Below are 23,522 nucleotides of genomic sequence, written 5' to 3'. Positions count from 1 at the left end.
CCGTGCATGAGGGATGACCTGCGGAAATATCAACTCGGTCACGTCTCTTCAGCGTCTGGCGGCTCCTCTGTTGTCCGCTGTTCACCGCCTCTACCGGCACGTAGTGGCACGCCCCTTGGATGGCGTGCGGGTGCGCCGGTGGCCACCTCATGCCGGGGTGAGACATCAGATCGAGACAACGGCGGAACCTCAGGTCTCGGACCTGGGACTGCTGTTCATCGGCCTCAGGGACACAGTTGGGGCTCGGAGCGCGGAGGGTATCCCACCCTGCGGAGACTCGTCTGATCGAGCCGGGCCAGCCCCGACCCGCTCAACCGACGTCGTTGTCAGTGCCTCCTTCTAAGGTCACCGCATGACGACATTCCGTTCCAGTTTCACGCTCTGGCAGATGGTCGGCGAGGCTCGGGAGCTCACTGAGCACCCGAGCGTGCTGGAGCGCATCGATGCAGTGCTGCGCATCATGGGTCCTGCCTTCGGCGGGACCGGGTACGGCAAGGGCAGGCCGTTGGTGAGTGCCTTGGAGGACGTTGCCCAGGAATCGCTTCTGCTCGGAGACTTCGCTCTTGCGCAGCGGTTCCAGCGCTTCGCTGCCTATGCCGGCGGTGAACTATTTCTCGAGATCCTGGAGAACTACTACGACGAGAATGCTCGGCATCGTAGCGAGGAAGGTGTGCGCAGGCTGGTGGCCATGGGCGCCGATCGAGCGGTGGCCGTTTTGGATGCCCTCTCTGAGGAAAATCCCGATGCGACGGTGGCCGACGCGCGGGATCTCTTTCGCGGTGTAGCCCTGTCCGTGGACCACTTGGGCCTCGGTGAGGGGGAGGGCGGGATACGGCTCCCCACTCGAGAGAGGAGGCGACTCCAGCAGTACGGGCACATGGAGTTGGTCCTGAGGAACCTGCCGCGTCCGGCCTCGACTGAGGCAGCGCGGATGGTGGGCGACTTCCTCGCGGATGCCGACGCGGGGTTGCTCGCTCAGTTGCTGGAGCTGAAGGCCCGGCGAGCGGGTCTCGACGCGCTGCGCGCTGTGGTGGAGGAGGAGACGAGTTCGGAGAGCGCCCTCCACGCCCATCTGAAGAATCAGGAGTGGATCTTCGGCGGTGCCTACGTGGCGGAATTGGCACGTAGGCAGTACACCGCGGACACAATTCTGGATATCCCGCTTCTGCGCGGTGATGGTTCTCTTCACGTGGTGGAACTCAAGCGTGCCAATATCAAGGACCTGGTGATTCGCCGCAGCGGCCACCTCATGTTGGGTGCCGCGGCCCACCATGCGGTGTCGCAGGCGCAGAACTACCTCCGCACCATGGACGAGAACCGCGAGGGCATCCTCGCCGACCATGGGGTCGATACCCGTAGAGCCTCGGCAACGGTTGTGATCGGGCATCCGCGATTCGTCACTGGGGACGTCACCCCCCAGGACATCGCGGAGACACTCCGCACCTACAACACGCACGCGGCACGCATTGAAGTGATCACGTACGAAACCCTGCTGGAGTCAGCAGCCCGGATGCTCGCTCTCGCCTCGGCACAGCAGGATCCTGACCAGATGGAGGAGCTCACGGCATGACCGAAGACAACCGGCCCGCGATCGAACAGCTGCTGGCCCGCCTGTGCGGCGGCGTGATTACAGGCAAGGACTACGTCGGTTACTTCCTCAACGAGCATGGAGAAGAGCTCGTCTTCGCCCAACGCCGGGGAGAGAAGACCGCCCGGTTCTGGCACAGTGACGCCGACTGGCAGATGGTCCGCGTCGGCGACCACTCAGTACGGGTCGGCAGCGCGATGGGCGGGGTGATCACTGTCGGCGACCTGATCATCGACCGCAATGAGGCGACATGGCTGTCTTCATGCCTTGCTGCCTCCCGCCACCTGCGTCAGAAGAGCGGCTGATACGTCGCTCGGAGAGTGGGCAACGACGAAGGCCCAGGTCTCTGACCTGGGCCTCAACTATGGAGCGGGTGACGGGAATCGAACCCGCGCTCTGAGCTTGGGAAGCTCATGTTCTACCATTAAACTACACCCGCGTAATCGCCGGAATGTGCGGCGATAACTGCGGACACTGTACCCCATGGGGTGACCGGCGTGTGCCGGGGCCTCCGTCGGGTGGTGCGGAGCGGGTGTTCCCCCCTCATGTGAAGCGGCTGTGGGGTGCGGGAGTTGAGGCGTACGGTGGGGTGGTTCCCCGGGTGGTGCGCGGGGTGGATCCATGGTTCTCGGTGGTGGCCTCCGGGGTTCTCGGCGGTGGCTTCCGGGTGGTGGAGTGCCGCTGGAGAAGGCGCCCGGTTGATCCCCTAATGTGGCTTTCGTTGTCCACGCAGTTGGGAGAGGACTTGATGGAGCGCACCGTCGTCCGTTGTGCCGAGGGGCACGTGTTCAGCACCGCTTCGTTCCCGATGCAGACCACCGACCGGCTGGGTCCCGGGCGGCTGCTGCGGTGCCCGCGCTGTGCGCGGCTGCGCAACGCCGTACCGGTGGAGTACGCGAAGCGGTAGCCCGGCGGTCCGCCCGGCAGGTGCCACGGCGGGCCGGAACCGACGGAAGCAGGAGTAGCGGGTGACGGCCCGGTCCCGGTGGGGCCGGGCCGTCCTCGTATCCGGCGCCGGGCCCGGGCCGTCCTCGGGCCGCTCCCCGGCCGGGGCCCCGAGTTGCGCAGGTCACGCCCACCCCTTCACAGGTGGGGTCCGCGCGGGTGGGCGCGTATCCTCGTCCCCGTGCTTCTCTCAGACAAGGACATCCGGGCCGAGATCGACGCCGGCCGGGTGCGCATCGACCCCTACGACGAGTCGATGGTGCAGCCGTCCAGCATTGACGTCCGTCTCGACCGCTACTTCCGGGTGTTCGAGAATCACCGCTACCCGCACATCGACCCCGCCCAGGAGCAGGCCGACCTGACGCGTGAGGTCGTGCCGGAGGGGGACGAGGCGTTCATCCTGCACCCCGGCGAGTTCGTGCTGGCCTCGACGTACGAGGTCATCACGTTGCCGGACGACGTGGCCTCCCGGCTCGAAGGCAAGAGCTCGCTGGGACGGCTGGGGCTGCTGACGCACTCGACGGCCGGGTTCATCGACCCCGGGTTCAGCGGGCACGTGACCCTGGAGCTGAGCAATGTGGCGACGCTGCCGATCAAGCTCTGGCCGGGGATGAAGATCGGGCAGCTGTGCATGTTCCGCCTGACCTCGGCGGCCGAGCACCCCTACGGGTCGGAGCGGTACGGCTCCCGGTACCAGGGCCAGCGGGGGCCGACCCCGTCGCGGTCCTTCAAGAATTTCCACCGTACTCAGGTGTGAAGGCACGCCCGCCGAGCGCGCGTGCGTCGGCGGGGGTGGCGTACGGCGTGCGGAAGGCGGGGCTTGCGCCCCGGCGCGTGGCGCGCACAGGGCGTAGGACAGAGAAGGTCTGAGAGAGATTCGTGAGTGACGTACGGGAAAACCTGACGTACGAGCGGTTCGGCGGGGCGATCCGCGAGCTGGCGCAGACGATCGCCGACGACGGCTTCGAGCCCGACATCGTGCTGTCGATCGCCCGCGGCGGCGTCTTCGTCGCCGGGGGGCTGGCGTACGCGCTGGACTGCAAGAACATCCACCTGGTGAACGTGGAGTTCTACACCGGCGTGGGCACCACGTTCGTGATGCCGAGTAAATCACAGTGTGAGGTGCCCCGCTCCAGGTCTCGCGCGATCTCTTGCTCGGGGGGCGGCGCCGTGCGGCGGCGTCGGTCCGAGGCAGCGCCGCACGGGCGTTCTTGCGGCCGTATCTGACTCCCACCGACTGAGACCTGCGAGGGGCACCCATGAGCGACATACGCGAGAACCTGACGTACGAGAAGTTCGGCACCGCAGTGCGCGAGCTTGCCCAGTCCATCGCTGATGACGGCTACGAGCCCGACATCATCCTGAGTATCGCCCGCGGCGGCGTCTTCGTCGCTGGCGGTCTGGCGTACGCCATCGACTGCAAGAATATTAATCTTGTGAATGTCGAGTTTTACACGGGCGTGGGTCAGACTCTCGAAATGCCGGTTATGTTGGCGCCGGTGCCGAACTTGATTGATTTCTCGAATAAGAAAGTTCTGATCGCCGACGACGTTGCCGATACCGGCAAGACGCTCAAGCTGGTGCACGACTTTTGCCTCGATGCAGTAGCCGAGGTTCGGTCCGCAGTGATTTATGAGAAGTCGCACAGCCTCGTTAAGTGCGAGTATGTGTGGAAGCGCACCGATGATTGGATTAATTTCCCGTGGTCGGTTGAGCCGCCCGTCGTACGCCGTGAGGGTCAGGTTTTCGACGCGTGAGCGCTAAAACCGCCCGCCACGTCATAGGACGTGGCGGGCGGTTTTAGCATTAATTAGTGAGTGCAGGCGGGAAATCGGCGCCGCCCCGCCCGAGCATTCGCGGGCGGGGCGGGCGGGGAGTCAGCCGCGTACAGCCGGGGCAGGTGTACGCCGTCGGCAGCGGACGGCGATCATGCTCCCATCGCTACGTGCAAGGTTCGGACGCCCGGGGCGACGTGTACGCCGTGTATCCGGGTCGGGCCCACGTCGTGTCCGCGCACGGCCATGTCGAGCTGCCACCGTCGTTCGGCCTGTGCCCGGGTCTTCGCGTCGGTGGGGCGTCGGCGGGGGTGGGCGAGGACGTAGGGGCGTACGGCGCCGGTGTCCTCGCCACGGAGGGTGCGGTACCGGGCCTGGACGTGGGGCGGGAGGATCTCCGGCGGCCGTGTGGGCATGGGCGGGAAGGCTGGGCGCGGCGGGGTGGTCTTGAGGTGTGCTGCGCTGTGCCGGCCCGGGGCGCGGCGGGGCCATGGGGCGAAGATGGCCAGGGCGAGGGTCGCCCAGGTGAGTATGAACGGGGTAGCGTCGGGCATGTTGCGCTCCTACGTAGCGTGACCACGCCCCGGGGCGGGTGGAGCCGTCGCCGGGGTCCTTGCTGTGTGCGTGTGCGCTCGTGCCGGTGGGTGCGGGCTGAGGCGCGGGGCCGCCCCGGATGTCGTGGGGCGGCCCGGGGGCGCTATTCGGGGAGGGACCAGAACGAGTCGCCGAGGCGGAGCTCGTGCTGTCCGGTCGGGTAGACGGTGAGGCTGTAGGCGTCGGCGTTCGGTTGGTCGGCGGCGGCCCAGCGGCTGATGAGCGGGGCGCGTTCGGCCCACAGGTTGCGGGGGCCGCCGTGGTCGAGCCGGGCGGTGCCGTCCGGGCCGGGGGTGATGCGGGCCCACGACCTCGACCTCGGGTGCGCGAGGCAGTGCACCGACTGTCCGTCGAGGAGCAGGGAGAAGTCGACGACGTCCGGGTGGACGAGGGAACCGAGGAACTGCGGCATGTCCTCGCCGGGGGCGGCCGACAGCTCGATCTCCTGCATGTGGCCGGTGGCGGTGGCGACCGTGCCGGCGTAGGTGCGTGCGGGGGCCGGGGCGGCGTCGGCGGTGGGCCGGGCCCGCATGAAGGCGGCGAGGCTCGGGAGGAAGTGGCCGGTGGCGCTGCGGTGGTCGCCGATGGTGAGTGCGACGAGGCCGTTGCCGATGTTGGCGACGATGTTGCCGCCGCGGGCGACCTGGTGGCGCCACGCGTCCGGGATGCGTCCGGTGCCGTAGGTGGCGATCAGGGCGCCGTAGGGGGCGTTGCCGGGGCAGCCTTCGGCGCCGTTGCCGAGGGTGAGGGTGGGGGAGTACCCGGCCTCGGCGAGGTGCTTGGCGGCGTCGGTGACGATGTTGGGGTCGACGTCGCGGGAGACGACGCGGTCGGAGCCGTAGCGGTGGCAGAGCAGGGCGGCGTTGTATCCGGGGCCGGTGCCGAGGTCGAGGACGGGCAGCCGGTCGCCCGCGGGGGCGAGGGCCTCGCACATGCGCGCCATCATCGACGGTTGGCTTGATGAGCTGACGGCCGTTCCGTGGATGTCGTACCGCGTGTTCAGGGAGACGTCGGAGTAGACGGCGGCGAGGTAGTCGGGATCGCCCGCGCGGTAGGTGACGAGGTCGCTGCCCTCGCGCCGGGTGAAGCGGGGCACGAACAGCTCGCGGGGCACGGCCGAGAACGCCTCGTGCCAGTAGCGGGAGCGCAGGGCGCCGTCGCGGGTGAGCTGCTGGACCAGGCGGCGGCGGAGGATGCCGGACCGGATGGCGGTGGCGGTCATGGGGTTTTTCCTTCGAGCAGATCGGCGAGTGCGTGCGTGAGGGGCGTGCGGAGTTCGGGGATGAAGCCCCATTGGCCGTTGGGGTTGACGTCGACGAGGTACCAGCGGCCGTCTTCCTCACTAACGAGGAAGTCACAGGCGACGTAGCTGAGGCGCAGGGTGTCGAGCAGCTCCCGCATTCCGGCGGCCACGGTCCCGGGGACGTGGCAGGGGCGGTAGGTGAGGTGGTCGTAGTCGGTGCGGAAGTCGATCCGGGCGGCGTCCGATCCGGCGTGGATCTCCGCGGCGAACAGCCGGTACTCGACGGCGGTCACCCGCACCTCGTGGGGTGCGCGGTGCGCGCGGACGGGCGTTGTTCGCTGTCCGCTCCACTGCGGCGAGGGAAGTTCCGTGCCCGTCGGGCTGCTGCTGTCCGGGAAGTAGCCCGACGGGCACGGCCGCCCCGGCGGACCGCGTAGGCGGTGAGTCGCCGGAGCGGGGCGGAGTCTGTGTCAGTCCGACGGTTGATCGGTGTCGGACGTCTGCTCGTAGGAGCTGTCGAGGAGGCCAACCAAGCGACTGAGCTTCTGGACGGTTTCGACCGTCTTTTCGAGCTGCTTGCGGTAGCTGCCGAGGGGATTCGGCGTGCGGGTGAGCATCTGGGCGATTGCGTCGGCTTCTTCGATCTGCTTGCGGTAGCTGTCGAAGAGATCCATTGTGCGATTGATCTTCCGGGTGTACTCGCCCGCCTCTTCGACGGAGATCGTCCCTACGTTGATGCGGTGGTCGAGCCGGCTGCATGTACCGCACGGGTCGGTGATCTCGATGTCGTCGAAATCGACGCCCAAGCGGCGGAAGGCATTGACGAACTCGACTGCTTTCTCCTCCGCGGCCAGCCGGTCATCGGTCGCCCAGTAACCGCGGTCGGAGCTGATGGGTTCCATGTGTACGTCTCCAGTGGTGGGGCTATACGCCGACGGCGCAGCGTTGCTGTGAGCGATCGGGGCGGGATTCGGTACGACGCTCGTGGTCGACCAGGTACGGGCGGACGAGCAGGAAGTCGTCGGCGCTGATGGGCTGCGCCCGTGCCTGGACGTGGTCGGGCAGCGGACGGCGGGCGTACGGCGGGGCCGGGGGGATGACCGGCGGCGCGGGCGGCAGCGGCGGCGGGAAGAAGAAGGCCGACGCCCGGCGAGCGAGGGCGTGTCTGCGGCGGCGGGTCGGTTCCCCTAACAAAAGGAACACCAGGCCGATAAAGTCGCGGATGGTCAGCTCCTAGCGGTGGTGACTTCGTCCCTGGCAGCCGTGGCAGCGGCGGACCGGGGTGGTACCCGCTCCCCTGCCGCGGGCGGTCGGCGCTGGCAGGCGCCGACCGGTTCCACCGGGGCAGGGGGCGGGACATCAGGGCCGACGCTCAGTCGGCGGCGAATTCGAGGGCCGTCAGTCGCCCTTCGGGGGAGCGAGCGGGCGAACGGGCGGGGAACAGTGCTCGACGCCCTGCCCGACGCTGGCGTATCGCTCATACATGGCGTCAGCCTTACGCGGGTCTTCGCCGAGGTGACACAAGGCGAATTGGTAGAACCAGTACCACTGCTCATCAAGTCGGCCGAGTGCCTCACCCAACATGCCACGCACGATGATCCGGATCGCTCGGAAGTTCACAGCGACTCCAGCGCGGCCACAACGGGCACCGTGTGCACCAGCCGGAACTTGAAGTGCTCTCTCTCCTGAAGGTGGCCGAGTGCCCATGCCCCCCCTACCGAACCGTCAGAGCAAAAGCCGCTCATCTCCTCGCACGTGTAGCACTGCATCGCGTACGCGGGCGGCTCGGTGGTGGGGAAGAGGTCACGAACGAACCTGAAGCGACGTGAGCGCTCTACCTCGCCGGTGGGGGCCCTACCGGCGTCGTGCTTCGTGGGGCTGGCCGTGTGCGGCACATGCAACTCCGATGGTTGGTGGGGCGGTTCCGCGCGCGGGCTTCTGCGCGACGGGACATCAGCTCGGCAACTAGGTCTTCTTGCCGAGGAGCGCCCAGTGCGCCGCGATCGCACCTTCCAACCGGGCAATTTCTGCGTGGAGTTGGTCGGAATCGTTCTGCTCGTCGGACGACTTCAGGTCGGGTTGCTGTTCCTGCTCTTCCTGTCCAGGCACGTGTCTGCCCCTCCGTAGCGCAGAGCTGATGACCCGCCAATACCGCTTGATCCGACCGGAGTTGGCATCAAGCGGTTGCGGGTCTACAGAGTGCCCGGCGATGACCCTTCATGCAAGACTTCATGGCGATGGTTCGTGAGTAGGTAGTCGAACTGGTGACTTGCATTGCATGGCGGGGGCGCGACTGCTTTCATCGTGATCGACATGGGTCCGTCATACTGGGGCATGTAGAAGGGGTGGAGAATGGCAGAGGGAACGACGGGGTCGACCGTTCCGCGTCGGCAGTTGGGTAGGAACCTGCGCGACCTGCGGAACCGTGCTCGTCTCACAGTCCGTGCTGCGGCGAAGAAGCTGGAGTGGTCCGAGGCCAAGATCTGGCGTATCGAAACGGGCCAGACTCCGCTACGAAGTCTTGACGTCCAAGCGATGTGCTTCGTCTACGGCGCGCCCACTGGCTTGACTGAGGCGCTGATGGGCCTCGCGAAGGAAACCAAGGCCCGCGGTTGGTGGCACGCGTACGGCGATGTCATTCCCGAGGGTTTCGACATCTATGTCGGTCTGGAAGAAGCCGCGTCGAGTCTTTCCTCGTATGAGAGCGACGTGGTTCCGGGGCTGCTCCAGACGGAGGGCTACGCCCGGGAAGTCACGCGGACTCATGTTCGTGGCATTGATGAGGAAGACCTCGATGGACGGGTGCGCCTGCGGATCGAGCGTCAGACTCTCCTCACGCGCGTAACCGATCCGCCGACGCTGCGGGTCGTGCTGAGCGAGGCCGTCCTGCGCCGACCCATCGGTGGCCGTGACGTCATGGCGGAACAGCTTGAGCACCTCGTCGAGGTGTCCGAGCTGCCGAACGTTTCGATTCGCGTTGTTCCGTTCGCTGCTGGTATGCACGACGGTGTCGTGACCGGCCCGTTCGTCATCCTGCGCTTTCCGCTCAACGGCGACGGGATCGACTCGGAGCCGCCAACGGTCTACGCCGATGGCTACACCGGGGGCCTGTACTTGGACAAGCCGAAGGAAGTCGAACAGTACGACATGGCTTTCCAGGGGATCTGGGAAACATCGCTCGATGAGCAGGCGTCACGGCGTCTGATCTCCGAATTGGCAGGGAGTCATGAACAGGGTTGATCTGACACGCGCAGCGTGGTTCAAGTCGAGCTACAGCAACGGCAACGGCAACTGTGTCGAGGTGGCCGACCTCGGGACAGCAGTTGGTCTGCGGGACAGCAAGCAGGATGCGGGTCCGGTGCTGACCAGCTCTGCTGAGGGGTGGCAGGCGTTCATCGCCGGCGTGGTGAACAACCATTTCGAGAAGCTGTAGAGCTACTCGACCCCGTCAGCAATACCTACGGTCAAGGCACGCCCCTGCACCGGACGCGTTTCGTCGTGCTGGGGTTGCTCTGTCGCGCGCTACCGCGTTAACGCAGACAGCGCCCCCTGCCGGCCCGAAGGCCGACAGGGGGCGCTGTGTTGTTCAGCGGAAGAGTTCGAGTACGACGTCGTTCGGGTCGGGCGGCGTCACACCGCGCCCCCGCCTGTGGCCGGGTCTGGGTCCGGTTCCTGCGTGGGGGCCGGTACGGCGCTGCGCAGCCACTTCGGGAGCAGCTTCTGCACCTGGTCGTTCTGCATGATCCGGGTCGCCGCCGCGGCGACGGCGAGGGCTGTTCCGACGCCGGCCGCGGTGTGGGGGACGTCGGCGGCGTCGACGAGGATCGGGAGGGAGGCGGCGAGGCTGAGTGTGGTCTGCACGATGGTCCGTACGGTGCGCCGGGCGGCGTCCGACATGGGCTGTCCCTTCTGCGGCGGGTGAGGTGTCGGTGCCGGGGTCGGCTTCTTCGGTGGCTTGTGTCGGGGCGGCTTCTTGTGCGGCTTCTTCGGCTTCTGTGGCTGCTGGCCGGGCGGGTGCTTGAGGCGTGCGGCGACCCGCCGGCGCATCTCGTCCATGGCGAACCCTCGGGGGTCCGTCTTCTGGTTCGTCCACTCGCGGTGGCCGATCACCGAGGCGGCGTGCCATCCGTGGTGGCGGCACAGCGCCGCCGCCACCCGCTCGATCGCGTCGAGCTGCGCCTCGGGCCACGGGTCGCGGCCGTCCCCGCGGTTCTCACACTCGAACCCGTAGAAGTGCGGGTTCCCGTCGACGTCCTGCCCGTTCGGTGCCGGGAGCGTGCGTTCGTCGATGACGGCGGCGAGCACGTCGCGGTCGCCGAGCCCGGCATGGTTCGCGCGGCCGTGCCCGGTGAGATGAACCGTCCCGTCCTTGGTGATCGCCGCGTGAGCGAGCGGCCCCGGCAGATCGGACCGGCCGCGGTAGATGAGATCGACGGTCTGCGCGGCGCCGCTGGTGACCGTGTGGTGCACCATGACCCCGTTCACCGGCCCCCACGGACCGCGGGCGTTGCGGTTGTGGCTGCGCCACGAGCGCACACCCTTGACCTTGACGCCCTCGGCCTTGAGCGCGGCGACCAGGGCGGCGGCGCCTATGGGTGCCGACACGAGCGCCCCCTCTCCAGCGGCCCGGCGCTCATTCGACGCCGCCCTTGGCTTGGTCACCGTCGTCGGTCTCGACGGGCAGCGTCGGATCGGGGCGGCCGGTGTCCCCGTCCTGCCCGGCCGGGGCTTCCGGCGTCTCCTCGGCCGAGTACGTGTTGCGGCTGTACGCCGACAGCAGCCGCGTTTCGATCGGCTTCCGGGCGTTGTGCGTGTAGTGCTCGACCTGTATCGCGTAGTCGTCGAGGAATCCGGAGCGGTCGAGGGGCTGCTCGACGGTGTGGGCGGTCCACTCGCCCTCGGGCACCTCCCACTCGTCCGCGGTGAACGCGGTACCGCCTTCGGCCCGCATCCGGACGCGGACGCGCCCGCCGGCCTCGGCGTAGCTGGTGACCTCGATGTGCGCGACCGGGTTGTGCACGGGGGTGATGCCGACCCATGCGTGCTGCCACCCGGTCGCGCCGGTGGACTGGTTGGCGGTCGGGTGGAGTTGGAGCGGCAGCCACGGCCGGCCCAGGTGCCGGGGGCTGTGCTTGTCGTCCATGACGAGGATGCGGTCGGGCGCATCGGTGGCGCGGCTCCACATTCGCACCGTGCCGCGGTCGGCCTTCTCGCCCTCGACGGTCAGCGCGTAGCTGCCATCCATGCGGCGGGCGACCAGGCCGTACGAACCACCGGGCCACTCCCCCACGACGAACGTTGCGAACTCTTCCTTCGGGGGCACGACGGCGAGCTGCCCGCCCTCGGAGATCCGCACGTCGCCGTCGCGGATCTGGTCGAGCGGCGGGCGGGACTGCGAGCGGCCGGCGAGTTCCTTCACCTGCCGCTCGATGGCACGGATTCGGTCGAGCAGATCGTTACGCACTGTTGCCATTGGGGTTCTCCGGGGTTTCGAGGGTGAGTTTCACGGACTCGCCAGCGCCCCGCTCCGGGGGCGTGACGGCGATGCCGACGACGCGGTGCCGCACGTCGAGGCCATCGGCGAACCACAGATCGCGCACCCGCAGCCGGACGTACCGGCCGAGCAGGTCAGGGCTGATCTGCGAATCGAGATGCACGGTGATTTCGGGGATGACCGCGGGCCGGCGGGCGGCGGCAGCTTCGGCGCGGGCGTGCTCGGCGAGCTGCTCGGGGTCGTCGATGGACTGGTGATCGCTGGTGCCGTCGAGGCGCGGCCACCCGGCGGCGAGGGCCTGCTCGTCGACGAGCAGCTCGGACAACAGCGGTTTCGACGCGGCGGCCTGGTTGCGGTTGTTGGTCGCGCCCCGGGCCTGCCACGTCGTCGCGACGGTCGTACCGTCGGCCGGCCACGCGTAGTTGAGGATGTGGCCGGGATGGGTGAGCACGACGTCGTCGCCGCGGACGATGCGCGGGTGCCCGAGGTCGAGCTGCTTCACGCGCTCCCCGGACTCCGGGTCGCGGAAGCACCGGATGCGCCACTCGAACCCGCCCTCGGCCGTGCTGAGCTTGTCGAGCAGATCCCGGATCGTCGGCTGATCCGATGCGGCGAACGTACGCGACCGCAGTACCCCCGACGTGTCGGTGCCGTACCGGATCCCGATGTCGCCGCCGGGCTGCTGCTGCGCGTAGTCGACGAGGTCCCGCGCGATGTCGAACTGATCGGTGCGCGTCGCCTCGTGCGTGGTGCGCAAGATGCGGTGGTCGAGGTAGGTGTCGAACGTGCCGCCCTGCACCTCGACGGCGAGGCGTCCGCGCTCGTCGCTCTGTGGGTTGACCAACCAGAGCACGCCGCCCCACCAGATCCGCCGGTCACGCTCCACCCATAGCGCCGTACGGGCCACGCGGTCCGGGCCGATCGCGGCGCGCGCCCGGTCGGCGAGCTCCCGGTTCGGGATCGGCACCGTGCCCCGGAAGCTGCCCGCCTTGCCGATGTAGTCCTCGATCGATACGCCGGTCAGGGGCAGCACATCGAGCAGCCGGTCGGAGCGGAGATCACACACCAGCACGCGATACGTGGACGTCGCCACGGTCCCGCCCCTCACCAGTGTGCCGAGCGCCACCGCAGCAGGGCGGCGGCGCGCGGGTCGGCGGGCGCGTCCGGCGCGGCCCGGAAGGTCAGATCGTTGAGGCCGGAGCCGAGCATGAACGCGGGCTCGGGCCACGACTCGAAGCTCGCGGCGTTCAGCAGACTCTCGCCGGTGTCGAGCACGGCCGTGCCCGAGTAGGTGTCGATGGTCAGCCGCTCGCCGGCGTCGAGGATCGCCTCGTACTCCAGAACCGCGCCGGTCGTGATGTTGGTCAGCCTCGGCGTATCGACGGGCCCCCACAGCTCGACGACCGGATGCGCCGGCGCCGAGCCGAAGTTGTGCACGACGACGTCGCCGGTCGACGCCGGGATACCGCGCGGTCCGTGACCGTGGTCGGCGTGCCACGGCAGGCACGGCTCGGGCAGCCCGACGCCTGCCTGCTGCACGGTGGGGGTGTAGCGGCGCGGGTCGCTCGCCTCGAACTGGATCGCACCGCCGACCGCCACGCCGACCCCGTACGCCGGGTCGACGGGGACCTCGCGGCGGACCACGCGCGCGTGAACGAGCAGCGGCCCGCGGTCGTCGAGGTGGATGAGCAGGGGCTGCTCGTCGTCGATGAGGGGGGTCGCTGCTTCGAGGGTGGCGACGGTGGCGCCGATGCGTCCGGGCTCGGCCCGCACGATCATCTCGTCGAGCGTGATCGTGCGGACCTGCGCGAGCAGGGCGCCCGGGTAGGCGCCGTGCGCGGCCGGGCGCGGCACGCTGCCCGAGTCGATGGCCGGGATTTCGTTCCAGCCGGTGAGCTTCTTCCAGCCGTACGGGGTGCCGGGGCCGAGCAGCAGTTCGCCGAACTGCACGGTCCCCGGGCGGGTGTTGGTGGTCATGGGTGGTTACCCCCTTGCTTTCATCTGCCACGCGAGCGCGGCGGCGGTCTGGTCGGGGCTCGCGTGGCCTGCGTGCCAGTTCTCGATGTGCACCGCGGGCCCCCACGAGCCGCCGCCCGCTGCGCCGGCCGGGGCTGCGGCGGCGGGGGCGAACTGCGGGGCGGCGGGGAGCGAGACGAGATTGCGCATGGTGCGGCCGACGGCGGGGGCACCTGCGCGGATACCGGCAATGAGGCCCGTGGGGATGTGGCGGCCGATCTTGTCGCGCATCACGCGCGAGGGCGAGTGGATACCGAGCGCCTTCGCGATCGGCCCCGGGATCATGGCCTTCGCCCACGAGCCCAACTTGCTCCTGAGCCATCCGCCCATGGACTTGATGCCGTTCCACAGGCCGAGGATCAAGTCGCGGCCCTTGACGATCAGCATCGTTGCGAAGCCGCGAAAGAAACCGACGATCTTTCCGGGCAGCGATTTGACGTAGGCAAGCATCTGGCTCGCCTTGTTCTCCGTGGCATTCTTGACCGCTTCCCAGTTCCTGATAATGAACCCCAAAAGCGGCCAGTTCAGAAAAAAGGAAACGATTCTGCGAGGAATTGCCTTGATGAAGTTGAGAATCGCGTTCCACGCCGTCGAGGCGCCATTCTTGATGGCGTCCCAGTGTTTGAATATCAACCCCGGCAACGTCCAGTTGAGGAAGATCTGAACGACGAATCCCGCAATGGCCTTGATCTTTCCCCAAAGCCAATTCCACGCTGCGGCGGTGGCGGATTTGATCGTGTCCCACTTGGCGATGACCAGTACGACCAGGCCGACCACCGCGGCGATCACCAGGCCGACCGGACCCATGGCGAGCGCCCACGCCGCGGCCATGCGCGCGCCCTGGATCATCGACTGCGCGCCCATCAGGACCCACGCGGCAACGACGCGGACGGCTGCGGCACCCGCGGCGGCGCCCTGCCGGGCCCACCCGGCGAGGATGAGCGCGTTCACGGCGACGTACCGCGCGGCGGCGACCGCTCCGGCGGCGCTCTGAGTAGCCCAGCCGGTCACCGTGGCCGCAGTGGTGATGCCGGCCTGTGCGGCGAGCCGGACGAGGGTGGGCAGCATCACGGCCGTGACCACCACCGCGAGGGCGATGAACGCGCCGCGGTTCTGTGCCACGAACCCACCGGCGGTGCCGAGGGCGCTGCCGAACCGCATCGCGTACGCGGCGCCGGTCGTCAGCGCGGGAATCACCTGCGTGCCGAGAACCTCGACGAACCCTTGCGTCAGGGACCGTTTGAACGCCTCGACCTTGGTCGCGGCGTTGTCCCTCATCGCGGTGCCGGCCGTGTCGGCGGCGCCCCTGACCTTGCCGAGTGCGGCGACCGCCGTCGACGGGTTCAGCTTGTAGAGCGCGCCCTGTAGATCCTCGGCCTTGGTACCGAACAACGCGACCGCGACGGCATTGCGTTTGGCCGGATTTTCAATGGCCTTGATCCGGGAAAGGACGGTGCCGAGTGCGGCACTTGCGGCCGGGCCGCCCTTGGTGAACGTGGCGGCCATCTTGCCCGCGTTCAACCCGATCGCCTGAAAGGCGCCGACGCTGCCGCTCGACATGTCTTTCGAGCGGATCGCGAATTCCTTCAGCGCGTCGGCGACGGTGTCCGCGTCGCGCGCGCCGCCCTGCAAACCTTGTTGCAGCAGGCCCATTGCCGTTTGCGAGTCGAGCCCGAGATCCCGGAATTGGACGCTGTATTCCGAGAAAGTGTCGAGCAAATCCTCGCCCGCGTTCGCGCCGCGCTGCGTGCCGCGGACGAGGACGTCCATGGCCTCGCTCGCGTTCTGCGCGACGCCGGTCTTCAACATCGTGCCGACCGCGCGGGATACGGCGCCGACGTCTTCGCCCATGACCCGCGCGGTGTCGGCGACGCGCGTGCCCATGGACGCGATCTGCGCCTGTGTCGCCTCGGGCGGCAGCAGACCCTGCTGCGCGATGCCGCGCAGCACGTCGGCGCCGTCCTGGACGGAGTCGACGATCGCCCCGGAGTACAGGGCCCCGGCAGCCTTGCCGTACTGCGCCGCCACCGGGCCGGACGTGCCGAGCTGCGCTTGCAGGGTGCTGGTGATCTTGCCCTGCTGCATGGCCTCGGAGAGTCCGGCCATGAAGGCGGCGCTGATGCTCGCGCCCACCGCCGCAGCGGCGAACCCCTTGAGCGCACCGGCGATTCCGGCGGCGGCGCGGTCGCCCCCGGCGGCGGCGCCGTCGGCGAGCCCGTCGCCGAGCGCACCGCCGGCGGCGTCGCCCGCCCGATCGGCGTCGCCCGCGATCTGACCGGCGCCGGCGCGCATCGCTTGCCGGGCGCGGGTGATACCGGCCTCGGCGCCGGACGGGTCAACGGTGAGTGTCGCCGTGAGTTCGCCGACGGTGAGCGCCACGGCCGATCACCTCCTAGAGGGTCGGCCGGACGCGTCCGGCGGCTATGCGGTTATGTGGAAGGCGGGTTGAGCAGGCGGGCGAGGCGGGAGTCGGTGGACATCAGTCCCAGCAGACGCACGCGCAACCAGCGCCATGAACGGTCGCGCAACAACGCGCGGTCGCCGAGGTCGATTCCGTAGACCTCGTGCAGGTCAGCCTCGACGAGCGGCCACTCGTCGAGGATGCGGGACCAGGTCAGCCCGTCGGCTGCGTGGCCGCGCCGGGGCCCGGCACCGGGCGGGTATTCGTACCACTCGAAGAGCCCCGATTCGGGGTCGAGCTCGCCGCGCCCGATCGGGCCTGTGCGCGCCGCGTCTCCCGGTTCGGGGCCAGTCGAGAAGGGTCGCCGCCGGCGTCCCAGTAGCGTTCGGCGGCCTCAGTGTCCTGTGCGATCCAGACCATGGCGGTGATCGCGCAGTGCTTCAGCTCGGGCCAGGTCACGCCGTCGGCGATCATCTCGTCGTAGGCGGCGCCGAGGGCGTCGCGGTACAGGTCGCGCTCGGCGGCGTCCGCGAGCACCTGCTCGTCGGCCTCGCCCCCGTCGGCGGCGACCGCGGCGGCGTTGATGATCGCCTGCACGCGCAGACCGGTCTCGGCCGACGGCGCGGGCACGGTGTAGGTGCGCTCCCCGATCGGCAAGTGCAGGCCATCGTTGAGGAGTTGGCCAATCTCCTTGAACGCCATCAGTTGCTCACCTCGTCGTCGGTGCCGGTGAACTCGGCCGTCAGGCGGATGACCGGAAGGGCGGCCGGGTTGCAGATCCCGCTCAGCCGACCGGAGCCGGTGAGCGTGATCTTCACACTGTCGATCTCGTCCGGGCCGCCCCCGTCGGGCTCCCACGTGACCAGGGCCGTGCCCTCGTACGCGTCGTTGGCGCCGTTGCGGTCGTAGTAGCGCACCCGCACGTACGACTCGCTGCCGAACCGCATCGACGCCCGGCGGAGCGCTTCCTGCGCCGCGTTGAACTCCCCGGTGTCCGGGTGCGCGCGGTGGGCGATGGTGACCTCGATCGACCAGGCGAGCATGGTGACGGCCTGCTCGACCCACCCCTCGGTGTCGTACGTGCTGACGTCCTGCTGCGTGGGCTCGATCTTCGTCGTGAACTCGGTGATCCCGGGGACCAGGGTCCAGCAGGGGGCGTACTCGGTGCCCATGTCGAGTTCCAGGCGGTACCGGCGCGCGAGCGCGGTCACGGTCTCGGCCGGCGGCGTGGGGTTGTGCATGGCGGTCTCCTTATTCGAGGCGGGGGTGCGCGCGGTGCGCGCGCAGGTGGTAGTTCGCCGACCGCTCCATGCGGCCGGACGTGTCGGCGCCGATCGGCGAGGCCGAGGCGCGAGAGATGAGCTGCACGCGCACCGAGCCGAAGAGGAACGGCCCGGATGCGTGCAGCGCGTCGAACACGGCGTCGTCGAGCGCGTCGACCTCGCGCGGGTCCGCGCCCGCACGGGTGCGCACCTGGATGCCGGTGGTGGTGTCGGTGAGCGCGGGGGAGTCGAGGACGGGATACGCCGACAGGCAGATCACGCGGTCGGGGACCGGCGGGGTAGCGGCGATGGTGATCGCGGTCTCGCCCGCGATGTACACCCCGTCGGGCCGGTAGCAGCCGACCCCGGCGGCATCGAGCAGGCGGGCGAGACCGTCGAGCAGGTCGACGGTGTAACTCACGAGCGCAGCGCCCGCCGGACCTGCGCGGCGATCAACGCCTGCACGTCGTCGGCGACCTCGGGCAGTACGGATTCCAGGTACTTCGCTGCCCGGCCGGGGGAGTGCCGCGCGTTGAGGTCCTCGTGCACGCGCACGGCGTACGGGGTGTCGTAGGACACGGCCGCGGCGAGCTGCTGCTCGTCGACGCTCGCGGCGCCGGAGCGTTCGAGGGTGCCCTCGGCGATCGGCACGCGCTGCCGGGATGCGGCGAGGGTGTGCTCGGCGCCGAGCAGCAGACCGCGCGCGGCTGCCTCGCGGATGACCGCCGAGGCGGCGGCGCCGTTCCACGTCAGCCGGGCGCGCTGCGGACTCATTCGCAACTCACCTCCGTGTTCGCCGGCACGGGCAGCCCCGGGGCGGTGTGGTGGGCGACGGTGAGTGCGGTGGTGGTGCGCCCGTCGGGCAACGTGATGCGGGAGCCGGGCGGGCAGTGCAGATCGGGGGCGGCGATCACGGTCGCGGTGGCGAGCACCTCGCGGCCGTCCGCGCCGCGCACCATGCGCGGGGATTCGTCGACCAGGGCGGGCACGTCCACAACCTGTGGACCGAACGAAGGGCCGTACGCCGTATCGCCGAGGTACGGCTCGATGGCGATCCGGTGGCGCAGCAACCACCCGGGCACGCGCCTCACCACGGGTACACCTCATCGGGGCCGAGCACCTCGCCGGGCAGCAGACCGGCCATGTGCAGCGCCCGGTACGCGCGCGGCGCGAGCTCGACACCGTTCACGACGGGGGGCGCGGGCGGGCTGCTGCGGCCGGACAGGCTGACGGGGCCGATGCTGACCGCGTCCCACTGCTCCCCGGTGCCGGTGCCGTCCTCGCCGGTCGCGAGCCAGTATTCGACCTCCGCACAGACCGCGCTCGCCAGGGCGGCGCGGATACGGGCCTCGACCGGATAACCCATCTCGTCGGTGCGGTAGATGGCGGTCAGCAGCGCGGCGTCGATGTCCTCGGACGCGCGGGCGAGCAGCCGCTCGGCGTCGTCGGGCAGCGCGGTTCCGAGGTAGGCGGCGAGCTGCTCGCGGGCGGCGTAGACACGGCCCACGGCTCACCCCCCTTCGCTTGGTCCCGGCTTGTTGCGGGAGCGGGCACGGGCCGCAGGTTTGGAGTCCTGCGGCCCGTCGTCGGCGGGGGTGATGCGGTAGCCGTGGCGGCGGAAATACTCGACGGCGCCCGGCGGCGGGTCAGCGACGAGCGCGTGGCCGGCGGTGAACGCGACCCCGGCAACCAACCCCGTGTCACCGCTCGCGGGGGCGGTGATCTCGTAGCGCACGCTGCCCCCTTACCGAACGCGGATGTTGCGCAGTACGGCCGCGGACTTGGTGGCCTTGAGCGCGACGGCGACGGGGCCGAGCTCGACCTCGCCGCGCTTTACGGCGCCGGCGGAGTCGAAGGACGGCAGCCACTGCCGCACCAACTGCGTGCCGACCGTGCTCACCCCGTGGAAACCGTCGAGGCCGAGACGCACCGCGTACAGGTCGGACAGGCCCGTACCGAGGCCCTCGCGGTCCTCGATGGCGATGACCGGGTCGCTGCTGCCGGCCTTGTCGCCGAGGTCGACGAACGGGATACCCGCGTAACTCTCGACGGTCTGCCCGAACGTGTCCTCGCTGCGCGTGTAGTAGCCGGCCCTGCGCGCCAGGGAGCGCACGCGGGCAATGGTGCGCTTGTTGCCGAGGATCGCCGAGGGGGTGCCGTCGAGCAGGCCGAGCCACTCGTCGAGGACGTCGAGCGCGTCGTGCGCCGCGGCCTGGTCGTCGCCGAGGGCGGCGCCGGTCCAGTCCAGTACGTCGCCCGTGCCCATTTCCGTGGTGGACGCGGCGAGGGCGACGTCGAGACCGTCGAACCCGGTCTCGGCACCGGGGGTGTGGTCGCGGCGACCGTTGATGACCTGATCGGCGAAGAACGCCCGTGCGCTCTTGACCGTCTGCCCCATCTGTAGGGCGACTTCGTTCGTCGCGGCCGGGCCGAGGGCGGCGAGGACACGGTCGACCTGAAACGCACCGCCGAGCGGGGCGAGGTCGACGGTGAAGCGGGCGCGGCGCGCCTCGGCGACGTCGTACTCGGTGTTGAACGGGCGGAAGGCAGCGCCGCGCTCCTCGATCACACGGGTGTACCCGTAGGTGAGCGTCGCGCCGCCCCCGGCAGGGTTCACCGAGTTGTCGAACGTGAGGTTGTCGAGCAACCACGAGCTCTTGCGGAACTCGTCGATCAAGGTCAGATCGATGTCGTCGAGGGTGTTCAGCTTGGCGTCGGCGAGGGTGATCGCCATGGTTCAGGGCTCCTTGGTCAGCCGCCGAGGCGGGCGGCGATGGCGTCGTGCAGGGAAGCGGGGCGACGTTCACCGGCCGGGGCGCCGTTGAACTCGGCGCCCGACCGCGTCGGCGCTGCGGGCGCGGCGCGGTAGAGCTCGGGGTCGGCTTCAACCGCGGCCGTGATGGCGGCGGCGAGCTGCTCGCCGAACTTCGCGTCATCCGGATCGAGGGCGGCGAGCGCCTCGGCGAACGCCCGGGAGTTGAGCAGCCGGTCGGCCCGCGCGCCCTGCTCGCCCGCGGCCTTGTAGGCGGCGAGCTCGGCGCGGGCGGTGCGCAGCTCGGCGGCGACCTGGTCGAGCTGCTTGTCGCGCTCGGCGACACGGGCGGCGAGCTGCGCCGGGTCCTGCGCGTTGTCGTCGGCGCCGGGGTTGAGCGCCCGGGTTACCGCGTCGAGGGCGGCGCGCAGCTCGTCGCGCTCGGCGGCGGCCTCATCGGCCCGCTTGGCGGCGTCGACGAGCTGCTGCGCGGTACCCGGGTCCGAGGCCGGTGGCGTGCTCGACGTGGGGGCCGGGGCGTCCGACGGCGGGGTGTTCGGGGCGCCGGTCGGTGCAGGGTCGCCGCCCTCGCCCGAACCGCCCTTGATGGGCCAGATCGGGCGCCCATCGCGGCGCAGACCGAGGGCAAGCTCGCCGGTTCGCGGGTGGGTCGGCAGGGTCTCGTCGAGAGAGTGCTCGGGCATACGGGCGCGCCTCCGGGGTGTGGAAAGAGGGAGAGGCCCGCCAGCGGCGGGCCGAGAGAGAAGAAGGGGAGAGGTCTACTTGCTGCCGTTGTCGGCGGCGCCGGGGAGCGCTCGGGCCTTGGCGTAGCCGCGCACCCATGCCGAGCGGCGCAGGTCGCCGCGGGGGTAGGGGCACGCGCTCACAGGGGATGCGGCGCGACCGGCGTCGATACCGGCGCGCAGTGCGCGCACAAGGTCACCTCGGGTGCCCACAGCCACCCCCTAGAGCCGATTGTTCTGGGCGTTGCGAGAGACACGAGCGGTCTCGGCGGCAGTGCTGCGCTGCCCGGTGACCATCTCCTCGTACTCCACGAACGTCATGCGCGGGTGGTCCGCCCAATACCGTTTGAGCTCTTCCGAGGCGCGGGCGTAGGCAACGTGCGCGGGACCGCTGAACAGTGATGCGGGATCAACGCCGGCGGCTCGGGCCTCGCGGGAAAGCAGGTAACCGTTCGTGGCGTCTTCGGCGTCCATGTACTGCGCCCATGTGTGTTCGCGGTACATCTCGCGCAGCTGCTCGCGGGTGTAGGCGGTGCGCTGCTGCATGTCGGCGTACTCACGCTCGGCGACCCATCGCTCGGTGCTGGTCATGCCCTCGTACCAGTCGACGGCAAGGCCGTTCCACGCGTCCGGCGGCGCGGCCGGTTCGAGGGCCTCGTCTACCGCAGCACGGTCGGCGAGCTGACCCTCGACGGTGTGCGCGCCGGACGCTTCGGGGAGCGGGGCGGGCGGGTACCGGGCGTCGATCTCGTCGGCGATGCGTGCCGCGTCCTCGGGGGAGGCGTAGCGCACGGCCCACCCGAGCACGTCGTCGCCGACGCCTGACAGATCGCGGGCGAGGCGCCCGTCGGGGAACACCTCGGCGAGCAGCCGCCGGCGGTGCATCTCGGCGCCGATCGCCGGCCGGTCGCCCTCGACGTGCCGGGCGCGGGCGGCGAGGTCGTGCTCGGACATGCCGACAAGGTCACGTCGGGCCCCGGGCAGTGCGGCGTCTATATCGCGCCGGTCGGCCTCGGCCATGACGCGCAGCATGTCGTCGTCGCCGAGGTGGGGAGAGACGCGGGCGAGCTCGTCGTCGCTGAACTCGATGAGGTTGTCGACGAGTTGGCCGTGCGGTCGGATGCGGTCGAGCAGGGCCTGCTCGTCGCGGCGGTCGGCCTCGGTGGCGATGCGGTCGCGGTCGCGGTCGTCGAGGACTCCGGGGCGGATCGCGGCGCCGAGCTGCTCGTCGCTCATCTCGGGCAGGGTGCGCGCGTCACCGGAGCGGACGCGCGCGGCCTCGAACGCATCCGACCCCGGACCGCCAGGGGCGCCGGGGTGTCCGGCGGTGCCGCGGCTCGGGGGCAGGTTGCCTGCGCCGAGCTGCTCGCGCTCGCGACGGCGGATGAGCTCGGGGTGCGCGGCGAGGTGCTCGCGCTGGCGCTTCTGCCACTGCCGCACCTTGGCCTCGGCCGCCCGCTTGCCCTCGGGGGACGTCGAGGCGGCGACGCGGTTCTTCCACTTCCGGATGCCACGCTCGATCGCCCGCTGCCGCTGACTCGCCTCGTACCCGACGGGATCCTCGGAGTGCTCGACGGGGGCACGGGTGACACCGGACAGATAAGCACTGGTCGAGTGGCGGCAGTTGGGATGCTGAAAGCCGCGCTGCCGGGCCTCGTCGAGGCTCCCGGCGATCTGCACGCGCACCATGCGGCCGTCCTCGACGGCGTGCTCGACCTCGACCGACCGCGCGCCACCAGGACCGTCGAGGGACAGCACCTTGCCCTCGAACGGCGCGCACAGCGGGCACTCGTGCGGCGCGTTGGAGACGATCACGAGATCGAGACCGGCGGCACGCAGCCGGTCGCCGTGCCCCTCAACAGCCGCACGCCCGACAGACGTGCGCACGGCCATCTCGGCGTAGCTCGTCATCTGCCACGCACGCCCCGACCGGTCAACGAATGTCCGTAGACCGCGGTCGGCGAACCGCTCCATGGCGCGCTGCGTGGCCTGCCGACGGGTGTCGATGCCGAGCAGCGGCGTTGCTGACACCTCGGCGACCACCTGCCGGTACCCGTCCTCGACGCCGCGCAGAATCCCCCGGTGCGTCTCGGTGACGAGGTCGACGGTTTCCTGCGCGAGCCGGTCGACCGCCCGCGTGTTGGGGGTGGTGTCGGCGATCCGGCGCGCGTCCGCGTCGTGCAGGGCGCCGAGCTCAACCAGGCCCGCCCGCGCACCGATGCTGTACGCCTCGGCGACGGCGTCGAAGACTTCCAACTCCATGGCGCTGCCGAGGGCATCGACGATGCCCTGTGCGGCACGGCGTAGCGGCTGAATGTCGCGCAGCTTGGCCGTGGCCCAGCCGGGCGCCTCGTACCCGTCCGCGAGCTGCCGCGCCACGATGCCGAGCAGCCGCGCCTCGGCGTCCGCGTACAGATCGCGCACGCCGGCCGAGAGATCCTCGACCATCCCGGGGTGAATTGGCATGACGTCACCCCCTGGCGATTTCCTTTAAGAGGTGACAGAAAAGAAACACCCAATGTGACTTGTGTCACGATTCTTTGTGGGAGCGGGGGTGAGGTTATAAGGCACGATTAGCGATCGACTGCGACCACAGAAGCCCCTGATCAGGGCGTTTGTCGATGTATTTGAATCTAAAGACTTGCAGTTTCGTCTTCAAGGTGTATAGCGATAAGAGTCAAAGGGCCTCATGGGGCGTCATGTAGCGTT

General features: G+C 69.6%; 31 protein-coding genes and 1 tRNA gene. 8 read left to right on the top strand and 24 right to left on the bottom strand.

Features of this window, described 5'->3' with window-relative positions; all coding sequences use genetic code 11:
* Window positions 1-352: 352 nt before the first annotated feature.
* Both IF23_RS0117075 and IF23_RS0117070 read left to right on the top strand, forming a co-directional pair.
* The gene (locus IF23_RS0117075; protein WP_030284508.1) at window positions 353-1,570 is read left to right on the top strand and encodes a Shedu anti-phage system protein SduA domain-containing protein; all 1,218 of its coding nucleotides are present in this window, start codon (window positions 353-355) and stop codon (window positions 1,568-1,570) included.
* Window positions 1,567-1,893 (top strand): hypothetical protein, encoded by a 327-nt coding sequence (locus tag IF23_RS0117070; protein WP_030284506.1) that lies wholly within the window; start codon window positions 1,567-1,569, stop codon window positions 1,891-1,893. The genes IF23_RS0117075 and IF23_RS0117070 overlap by 4 nt, the downstream gene beginning before the upstream one ends.
* Window positions 1,894-1,953: 60 nt before the next feature.
* Here IF23_RS0117070 and IF23_RS0117065 read toward each other — a convergent pair.
* Window positions 1,954-2,027 (bottom strand) — tRNA-Gly (locus IF23_RS0117065).
* A 345-nt stretch (window positions 2,028-2,372) separates the two neighbouring features.
* Between IF23_RS0117065 and IF23_RS35410 the strand changes: the two genes are divergently transcribed.
* The 4 genes from IF23_RS35410 (at window position 2,373) to IF23_RS0117045 (ending at window position 4,290) form a co-directional block, all read left to right on the top strand.
* Window positions 2,373-2,495 (top strand): hypothetical protein, encoded by a 123-nt coding sequence (locus IF23_RS35410; protein ID WP_281179976.1) that lies wholly within the window; start codon window positions 2,373-2,375, stop codon window positions 2,493-2,495.
* 219 nt (window positions 2,496-2,714) lie between these two features.
* The gene (gene dcd / locus IF23_RS0117055; RefSeq protein ID WP_030284504.1) at window positions 2,715-3,290 is read left to right on the top strand and encodes a dCTP deaminase; all 576 of its coding nucleotides are present in this window, start codon (window positions 2,715-2,717) and stop codon (window positions 3,288-3,290) included.
* Window positions 3,291-3,412: 122 nt separating this feature from the next.
* Window positions 3,413-3,760: a phosphoribosyltransferase gene (locus IF23_RS35610; protein WP_281179974.1), complete on the top strand. Its 348-nt coding sequence runs from the start codon at window positions 3,413-3,415 to the stop codon at window positions 3,758-3,760.
* A 32-nt stretch (window positions 3,761-3,792) separates the two neighbouring features.
* Window positions 3,793-4,290 (top strand): phosphoribosyltransferase, encoded by a 498-nt coding sequence (locus IF23_RS0117045; protein WP_030284500.1) that lies wholly within the window; start codon window positions 3,793-3,795, stop codon window positions 4,288-4,290.
* 170 nt (window positions 4,291-4,460) lie between these two features.
* Here the strand turns inward: IF23_RS0117045 and IF23_RS31305 are convergent, their stop codons facing one another.
* From IF23_RS31305 to IF23_RS34045, 7 genes are all read right to left on the bottom strand, one after another.
* Window positions 4,461-4,862, bottom strand: coding sequence for a hypothetical protein (locus tag IF23_RS31305; RefSeq protein WP_037678376.1), 402 nt, complete (start codon window positions 4,860-4,862; stop codon window positions 4,461-4,463).
* Between the two features lie 143 nt (window positions 4,863-5,005).
* Window positions 5,006-6,124, bottom strand: coding sequence for a methyltransferase domain-containing protein (locus tag IF23_RS0117035; RefSeq protein WP_030284496.1), 1,119 nt, complete (start codon window positions 6,122-6,124; stop codon window positions 5,006-5,008).
* Window positions 6,121-6,438: an MvdC/MvdD family ATP grasp protein gene (locus tag IF23_RS0117030; protein ID WP_051739631.1), complete on the bottom strand. Its 318-nt coding sequence runs from the start codon at window positions 6,436-6,438 to the stop codon at window positions 6,121-6,123. Before IF23_RS0117030 ends, IF23_RS0117035 begins: the two co-directional genes overlap by 4 nt.
* Window positions 6,439-6,615: 177 nt before the next feature.
* Window positions 6,616-7,047, bottom strand: a complete 432-nt coding sequence (locus IF23_RS0117025) for a hypothetical protein (RefSeq protein ID WP_030284492.1) — start codon at window positions 7,045-7,047, stop codon at window positions 6,616-6,618.
* A gap of 22 nt (window positions 7,048-7,069) precedes the next feature.
* Window positions 7,070-7,348 carry a hypothetical protein gene (locus tag IF23_RS0117020; RefSeq protein ID WP_030284490.1) on the bottom strand — a complete coding sequence of 93 codons (279 nt, stop codon included), beginning with the start codon at window positions 7,346-7,348 and terminating at the stop codon, window positions 7,070-7,072.
* Window positions 7,349-7,761: 413 nt separating this feature from the next.
* The gene (locus IF23_RS35720; protein WP_051739629.1) at window positions 7,762-8,040 is read right to left on the bottom strand and encodes a DUF7848 domain-containing protein; all 279 of its coding nucleotides are present in this window, start codon (window positions 8,038-8,040) and stop codon (window positions 7,762-7,764) included.
* Window positions 8,041-8,110: 70 nt separating this feature from the next.
* Window positions 8,111-8,254, bottom strand: coding sequence for a hypothetical protein (locus tag IF23_RS34045; protein WP_157848021.1), 144 nt, complete (start codon window positions 8,252-8,254; stop codon window positions 8,111-8,113).
* 243 nt (window positions 8,255-8,497) lie between these two features.
* Between IF23_RS34045 and IF23_RS0117000 the strand changes: the two genes are divergently transcribed.
* Together IF23_RS0117000 and IF23_RS0116995 are read left to right on the top strand one after the other, a co-directional pair.
* On the top strand, window positions 8,498-9,385 hold the full coding sequence (locus IF23_RS0117000; protein WP_030284485.1) for a helix-turn-helix domain-containing protein: 888 nt from the start codon (window positions 8,498-8,500) through the stop codon (window positions 9,383-9,385).
* The gene (locus tag IF23_RS0116995) at window positions 9,372-9,578 is read left to right on the top strand and encodes a DUF397 domain-containing protein (protein WP_030284483.1); all 207 of its coding nucleotides are present in this window, start codon (window positions 9,372-9,374) and stop codon (window positions 9,576-9,578) included. Before IF23_RS0117000 ends, IF23_RS0116995 begins: the two co-directional genes overlap by 14 nt.
* Before the next feature lie 197 nt (window positions 9,579-9,775).
* Here the strand turns inward: IF23_RS0116995 and IF23_RS32705 are convergent, their stop codons facing one another.
* From IF23_RS32705 to IF23_RS0116915, 16 genes are all read right to left on the bottom strand, one after another.
* Window positions 9,776-10,750, bottom strand: a complete 975-nt coding sequence (locus tag IF23_RS32705; RefSeq protein ID WP_078654029.1) for an N-acetylmuramoyl-L-alanine amidase — start codon at window positions 10,748-10,750, stop codon at window positions 9,776-9,778.
* Between the two features lie 28 nt (window positions 10,751-10,778).
* Window positions 10,779-11,618: a hypothetical protein gene (locus tag IF23_RS32115; RefSeq protein ID WP_157848020.1), complete on the bottom strand. Its 840-nt coding sequence runs from the start codon at window positions 11,616-11,618 to the stop codon at window positions 10,779-10,781.
* Window positions 11,602-12,732: a hypothetical protein gene (locus tag IF23_RS0116980; RefSeq protein WP_030284477.1), complete on the bottom strand. Its 1,131-nt coding sequence runs from the start codon at window positions 12,730-12,732 to the stop codon at window positions 11,602-11,604. The genes IF23_RS32115 and IF23_RS0116980 overlap by 17 nt, the downstream gene beginning before the upstream one ends.
* Before the next feature lie 11 nt (window positions 12,733-12,743).
* Window positions 12,744-13,616, bottom strand: a complete 873-nt coding sequence (locus tag IF23_RS0116975; RefSeq protein WP_051739627.1) for a phage tail family protein — start codon at window positions 13,614-13,616, stop codon at window positions 12,744-12,746.
* A 6-nt stretch (window positions 13,617-13,622) separates the two neighbouring features.
* Window positions 13,623-16,034 (bottom strand): phage tail tape measure protein, encoded by a 2,412-nt coding sequence (locus IF23_RS0116970; RefSeq protein WP_030284473.1) that lies wholly within the window; start codon window positions 16,032-16,034, stop codon window positions 13,623-13,625.
* Between the two features lie 235 nt (window positions 16,035-16,269).
* Complete coding sequence (locus IF23_RS0116965; protein ID WP_030284471.1) at window positions 16,270-16,758, bottom strand: DUF7426 family protein; 489 nt, start codon at window positions 16,756-16,758, stop codon at window positions 16,270-16,272.
* A complete protein-coding gene (locus IF23_RS0116960; RefSeq protein WP_051739625.1) occupies window positions 16,758-17,297 on the bottom strand; it encodes a phage tail tube protein in 540 nt (179 codons plus the stop codon). The genes IF23_RS0116965 and IF23_RS0116960 overlap by 1 nt, the downstream gene beginning before the upstream one ends.
* A gap of 10 nt (window positions 17,298-17,307) precedes the next feature.
* Window positions 17,308-17,739 (bottom strand): minor capsid protein, encoded by a 432-nt coding sequence (locus IF23_RS0116955; RefSeq protein WP_030284466.1) that lies wholly within the window; start codon window positions 17,737-17,739, stop codon window positions 17,308-17,310.
* Entirely contained in the window at window positions 17,736-18,092 is a 357-nt protein-coding gene (locus IF23_RS0116950; RefSeq protein WP_030284464.1) for a hypothetical protein, read from the bottom strand. Before IF23_RS0116950 ends, IF23_RS0116955 begins: the two co-directional genes overlap by 4 nt.
* Window positions 18,089-18,400: a hypothetical protein gene (locus IF23_RS0116945; RefSeq protein WP_037678370.1), complete on the bottom strand. Its 312-nt coding sequence runs from the start codon at window positions 18,398-18,400 to the stop codon at window positions 18,089-18,091. The genes IF23_RS0116950 and IF23_RS0116945 overlap by 4 nt, the downstream gene beginning before the upstream one ends.
* Before the next feature lie 5 nt (window positions 18,401-18,405).
* A complete protein-coding gene (locus IF23_RS0116940) occupies window positions 18,406-18,825 on the bottom strand; it encodes a hypothetical protein (protein WP_030284459.1) in 420 nt (139 codons plus the stop codon).
* A gap of 3 nt (window positions 18,826-18,828) precedes the next feature.
* A complete protein-coding gene (locus tag IF23_RS0116935) occupies window positions 18,829-19,053 on the bottom strand; it encodes a hypothetical protein (protein WP_030284457.1) in 225 nt (74 codons plus the stop codon).
* Between the two features lie 9 nt (window positions 19,054-19,062).
* Window positions 19,063-20,052: a major capsid protein gene (locus IF23_RS0116930; RefSeq protein ID WP_030284455.1), complete on the bottom strand. Its 990-nt coding sequence runs from the start codon at window positions 20,050-20,052 to the stop codon at window positions 19,063-19,065.
* A 17-nt stretch (window positions 20,053-20,069) separates the two neighbouring features.
* Window positions 20,070-20,774 carry a hypothetical protein gene (locus IF23_RS32110; protein ID WP_030284452.1) on the bottom strand — a complete coding sequence of 235 codons (705 nt, stop codon included), beginning with the start codon at window positions 20,772-20,774 and terminating at the stop codon, window positions 20,070-20,072.
* A 75-nt stretch (window positions 20,775-20,849) separates the two neighbouring features.
* Window positions 20,850-21,026 carry an Rmf/CrpP fold protein gene (locus tag IF23_RS34455; RefSeq protein ID WP_425423846.1) on the bottom strand — a complete coding sequence of 59 codons (177 nt, stop codon included), beginning with the start codon at window positions 21,024-21,026 and terminating at the stop codon, window positions 20,850-20,852.
* Between the two features lie 9 nt (window positions 21,027-21,035).
* Window positions 21,036-23,261, bottom strand: coding sequence for a phage minor capsid protein (locus IF23_RS0116915; RefSeq protein WP_051739623.1), 2,226 nt, complete (start codon window positions 23,259-23,261; stop codon window positions 21,036-21,038).
* Window positions 23,262-23,522 lie beyond the last annotated feature (261 nt).

The organism is Streptomyces catenulae, from assembly GCF_000718015.1.
Lineage (GTDB): Bacteria > Actinomycetota > Actinomycetes > Streptomycetales > Streptomycetaceae > Streptomyces > Streptomyces catenulae.
The sequence above is the reverse complement of the archived record's forward strand: the minus strand, read 5'-3'. Positions and strand labels throughout refer to the sequence as shown.

Coding starts and splice junctions, on each gene's coding strand:
- IF23_RS32115 (WP_157848020.1), bottom strand. CDS start 11,618: ATGGCAACAGTGCGTAACGATCTGCTCGACCGAATCCGTGCCATCGAG.
- IF23_RS0116950 (WP_030284464.1), bottom strand. CDS start 18,092: ATGAGTCCGCAGCGCGCCCGGCTGACGTGGAACGGCGCCGCCGCCTCG.
- IF23_RS0116930 (WP_030284455.1), bottom strand. CDS start 20,052: ATGGCGATCACCCTCGCCGACGCCAAGCTGAACACCCTCGACGACATC.
- IF23_RS0116915 (WP_051739623.1), bottom strand. CDS start 23,261: ATGGTCGAGGATCTCTCGGCCGGCGTGCGCGATCTGTACGCGGACGCC.
- IF23_RS0116995 (WP_030284483.1), top strand. CDS start 9,372: ATGAACAGGGTTGATCTGACACGCGCAGCGTGGTTCAAGTCGAGCTAC.
- IF23_RS0117070 (WP_030284506.1), top strand. CDS start 1,567: ATGACCGAAGACAACCGGCCCGCGATCGAACAGCTGCTGGCCCGCCTG.
- IF23_RS0116965 (WP_030284471.1), bottom strand. CDS start 16,758: ATGGCGTTCAAGGAGATTGGCCAACTCCTCAACGATGGCCTGCACTTG.
- IF23_RS0117000 (WP_030284485.1), top strand. CDS start 8,498: ATGGCAGAGGGAACGACGGGGTCGACCGTTCCGCGTCGGCAGTTGGGT.
- IF23_RS32110 (WP_030284452.1), bottom strand. CDS start 20,774: ATGCCCGAGCACTCTCTCGACGAGACCCTGCCGACCCACCCGCGAACC.
- IF23_RS0117045 (WP_030284500.1), top strand. CDS start 3,793: ATGAGCGACATACGCGAGAACCTGACGTACGAGAAGTTCGGCACCGCA.
- IF23_RS0116960 (WP_051739625.1), bottom strand. CDS start 17,297: ATGCACAACCCCACGCCGCCGGCCGAGACCGTGACCGCGCTCGCGCGC.
- IF23_RS0116975 (WP_051739627.1), bottom strand. CDS start 13,616: ATGACCACCAACACCCGCCCGGGGACCGTGCAGTTCGGCGAACTGCTG.
- IF23_RS0117035 (WP_030284496.1), bottom strand. CDS start 6,124: ATGACCGCCACCGCCATCCGGTCCGGCATCCTCCGCCGCCGCCTGGTC.
- IF23_RS0117075 (WP_030284508.1), top strand. CDS start 353: ATGACGACATTCCGTTCCAGTTTCACGCTCTGGCAGATGGTCGGCGAG.
- IF23_RS31305 (WP_037678376.1), bottom strand. CDS start 4,862: ATGCCCGACGCTACCCCGTTCATACTCACCTGGGCGACCCTCGCCCTG.
- IF23_RS0117025 (WP_030284492.1), bottom strand. CDS start 7,047: ATGGAACCCATCAGCTCCGACCGCGGTTACTGGGCGACCGATGACCGG.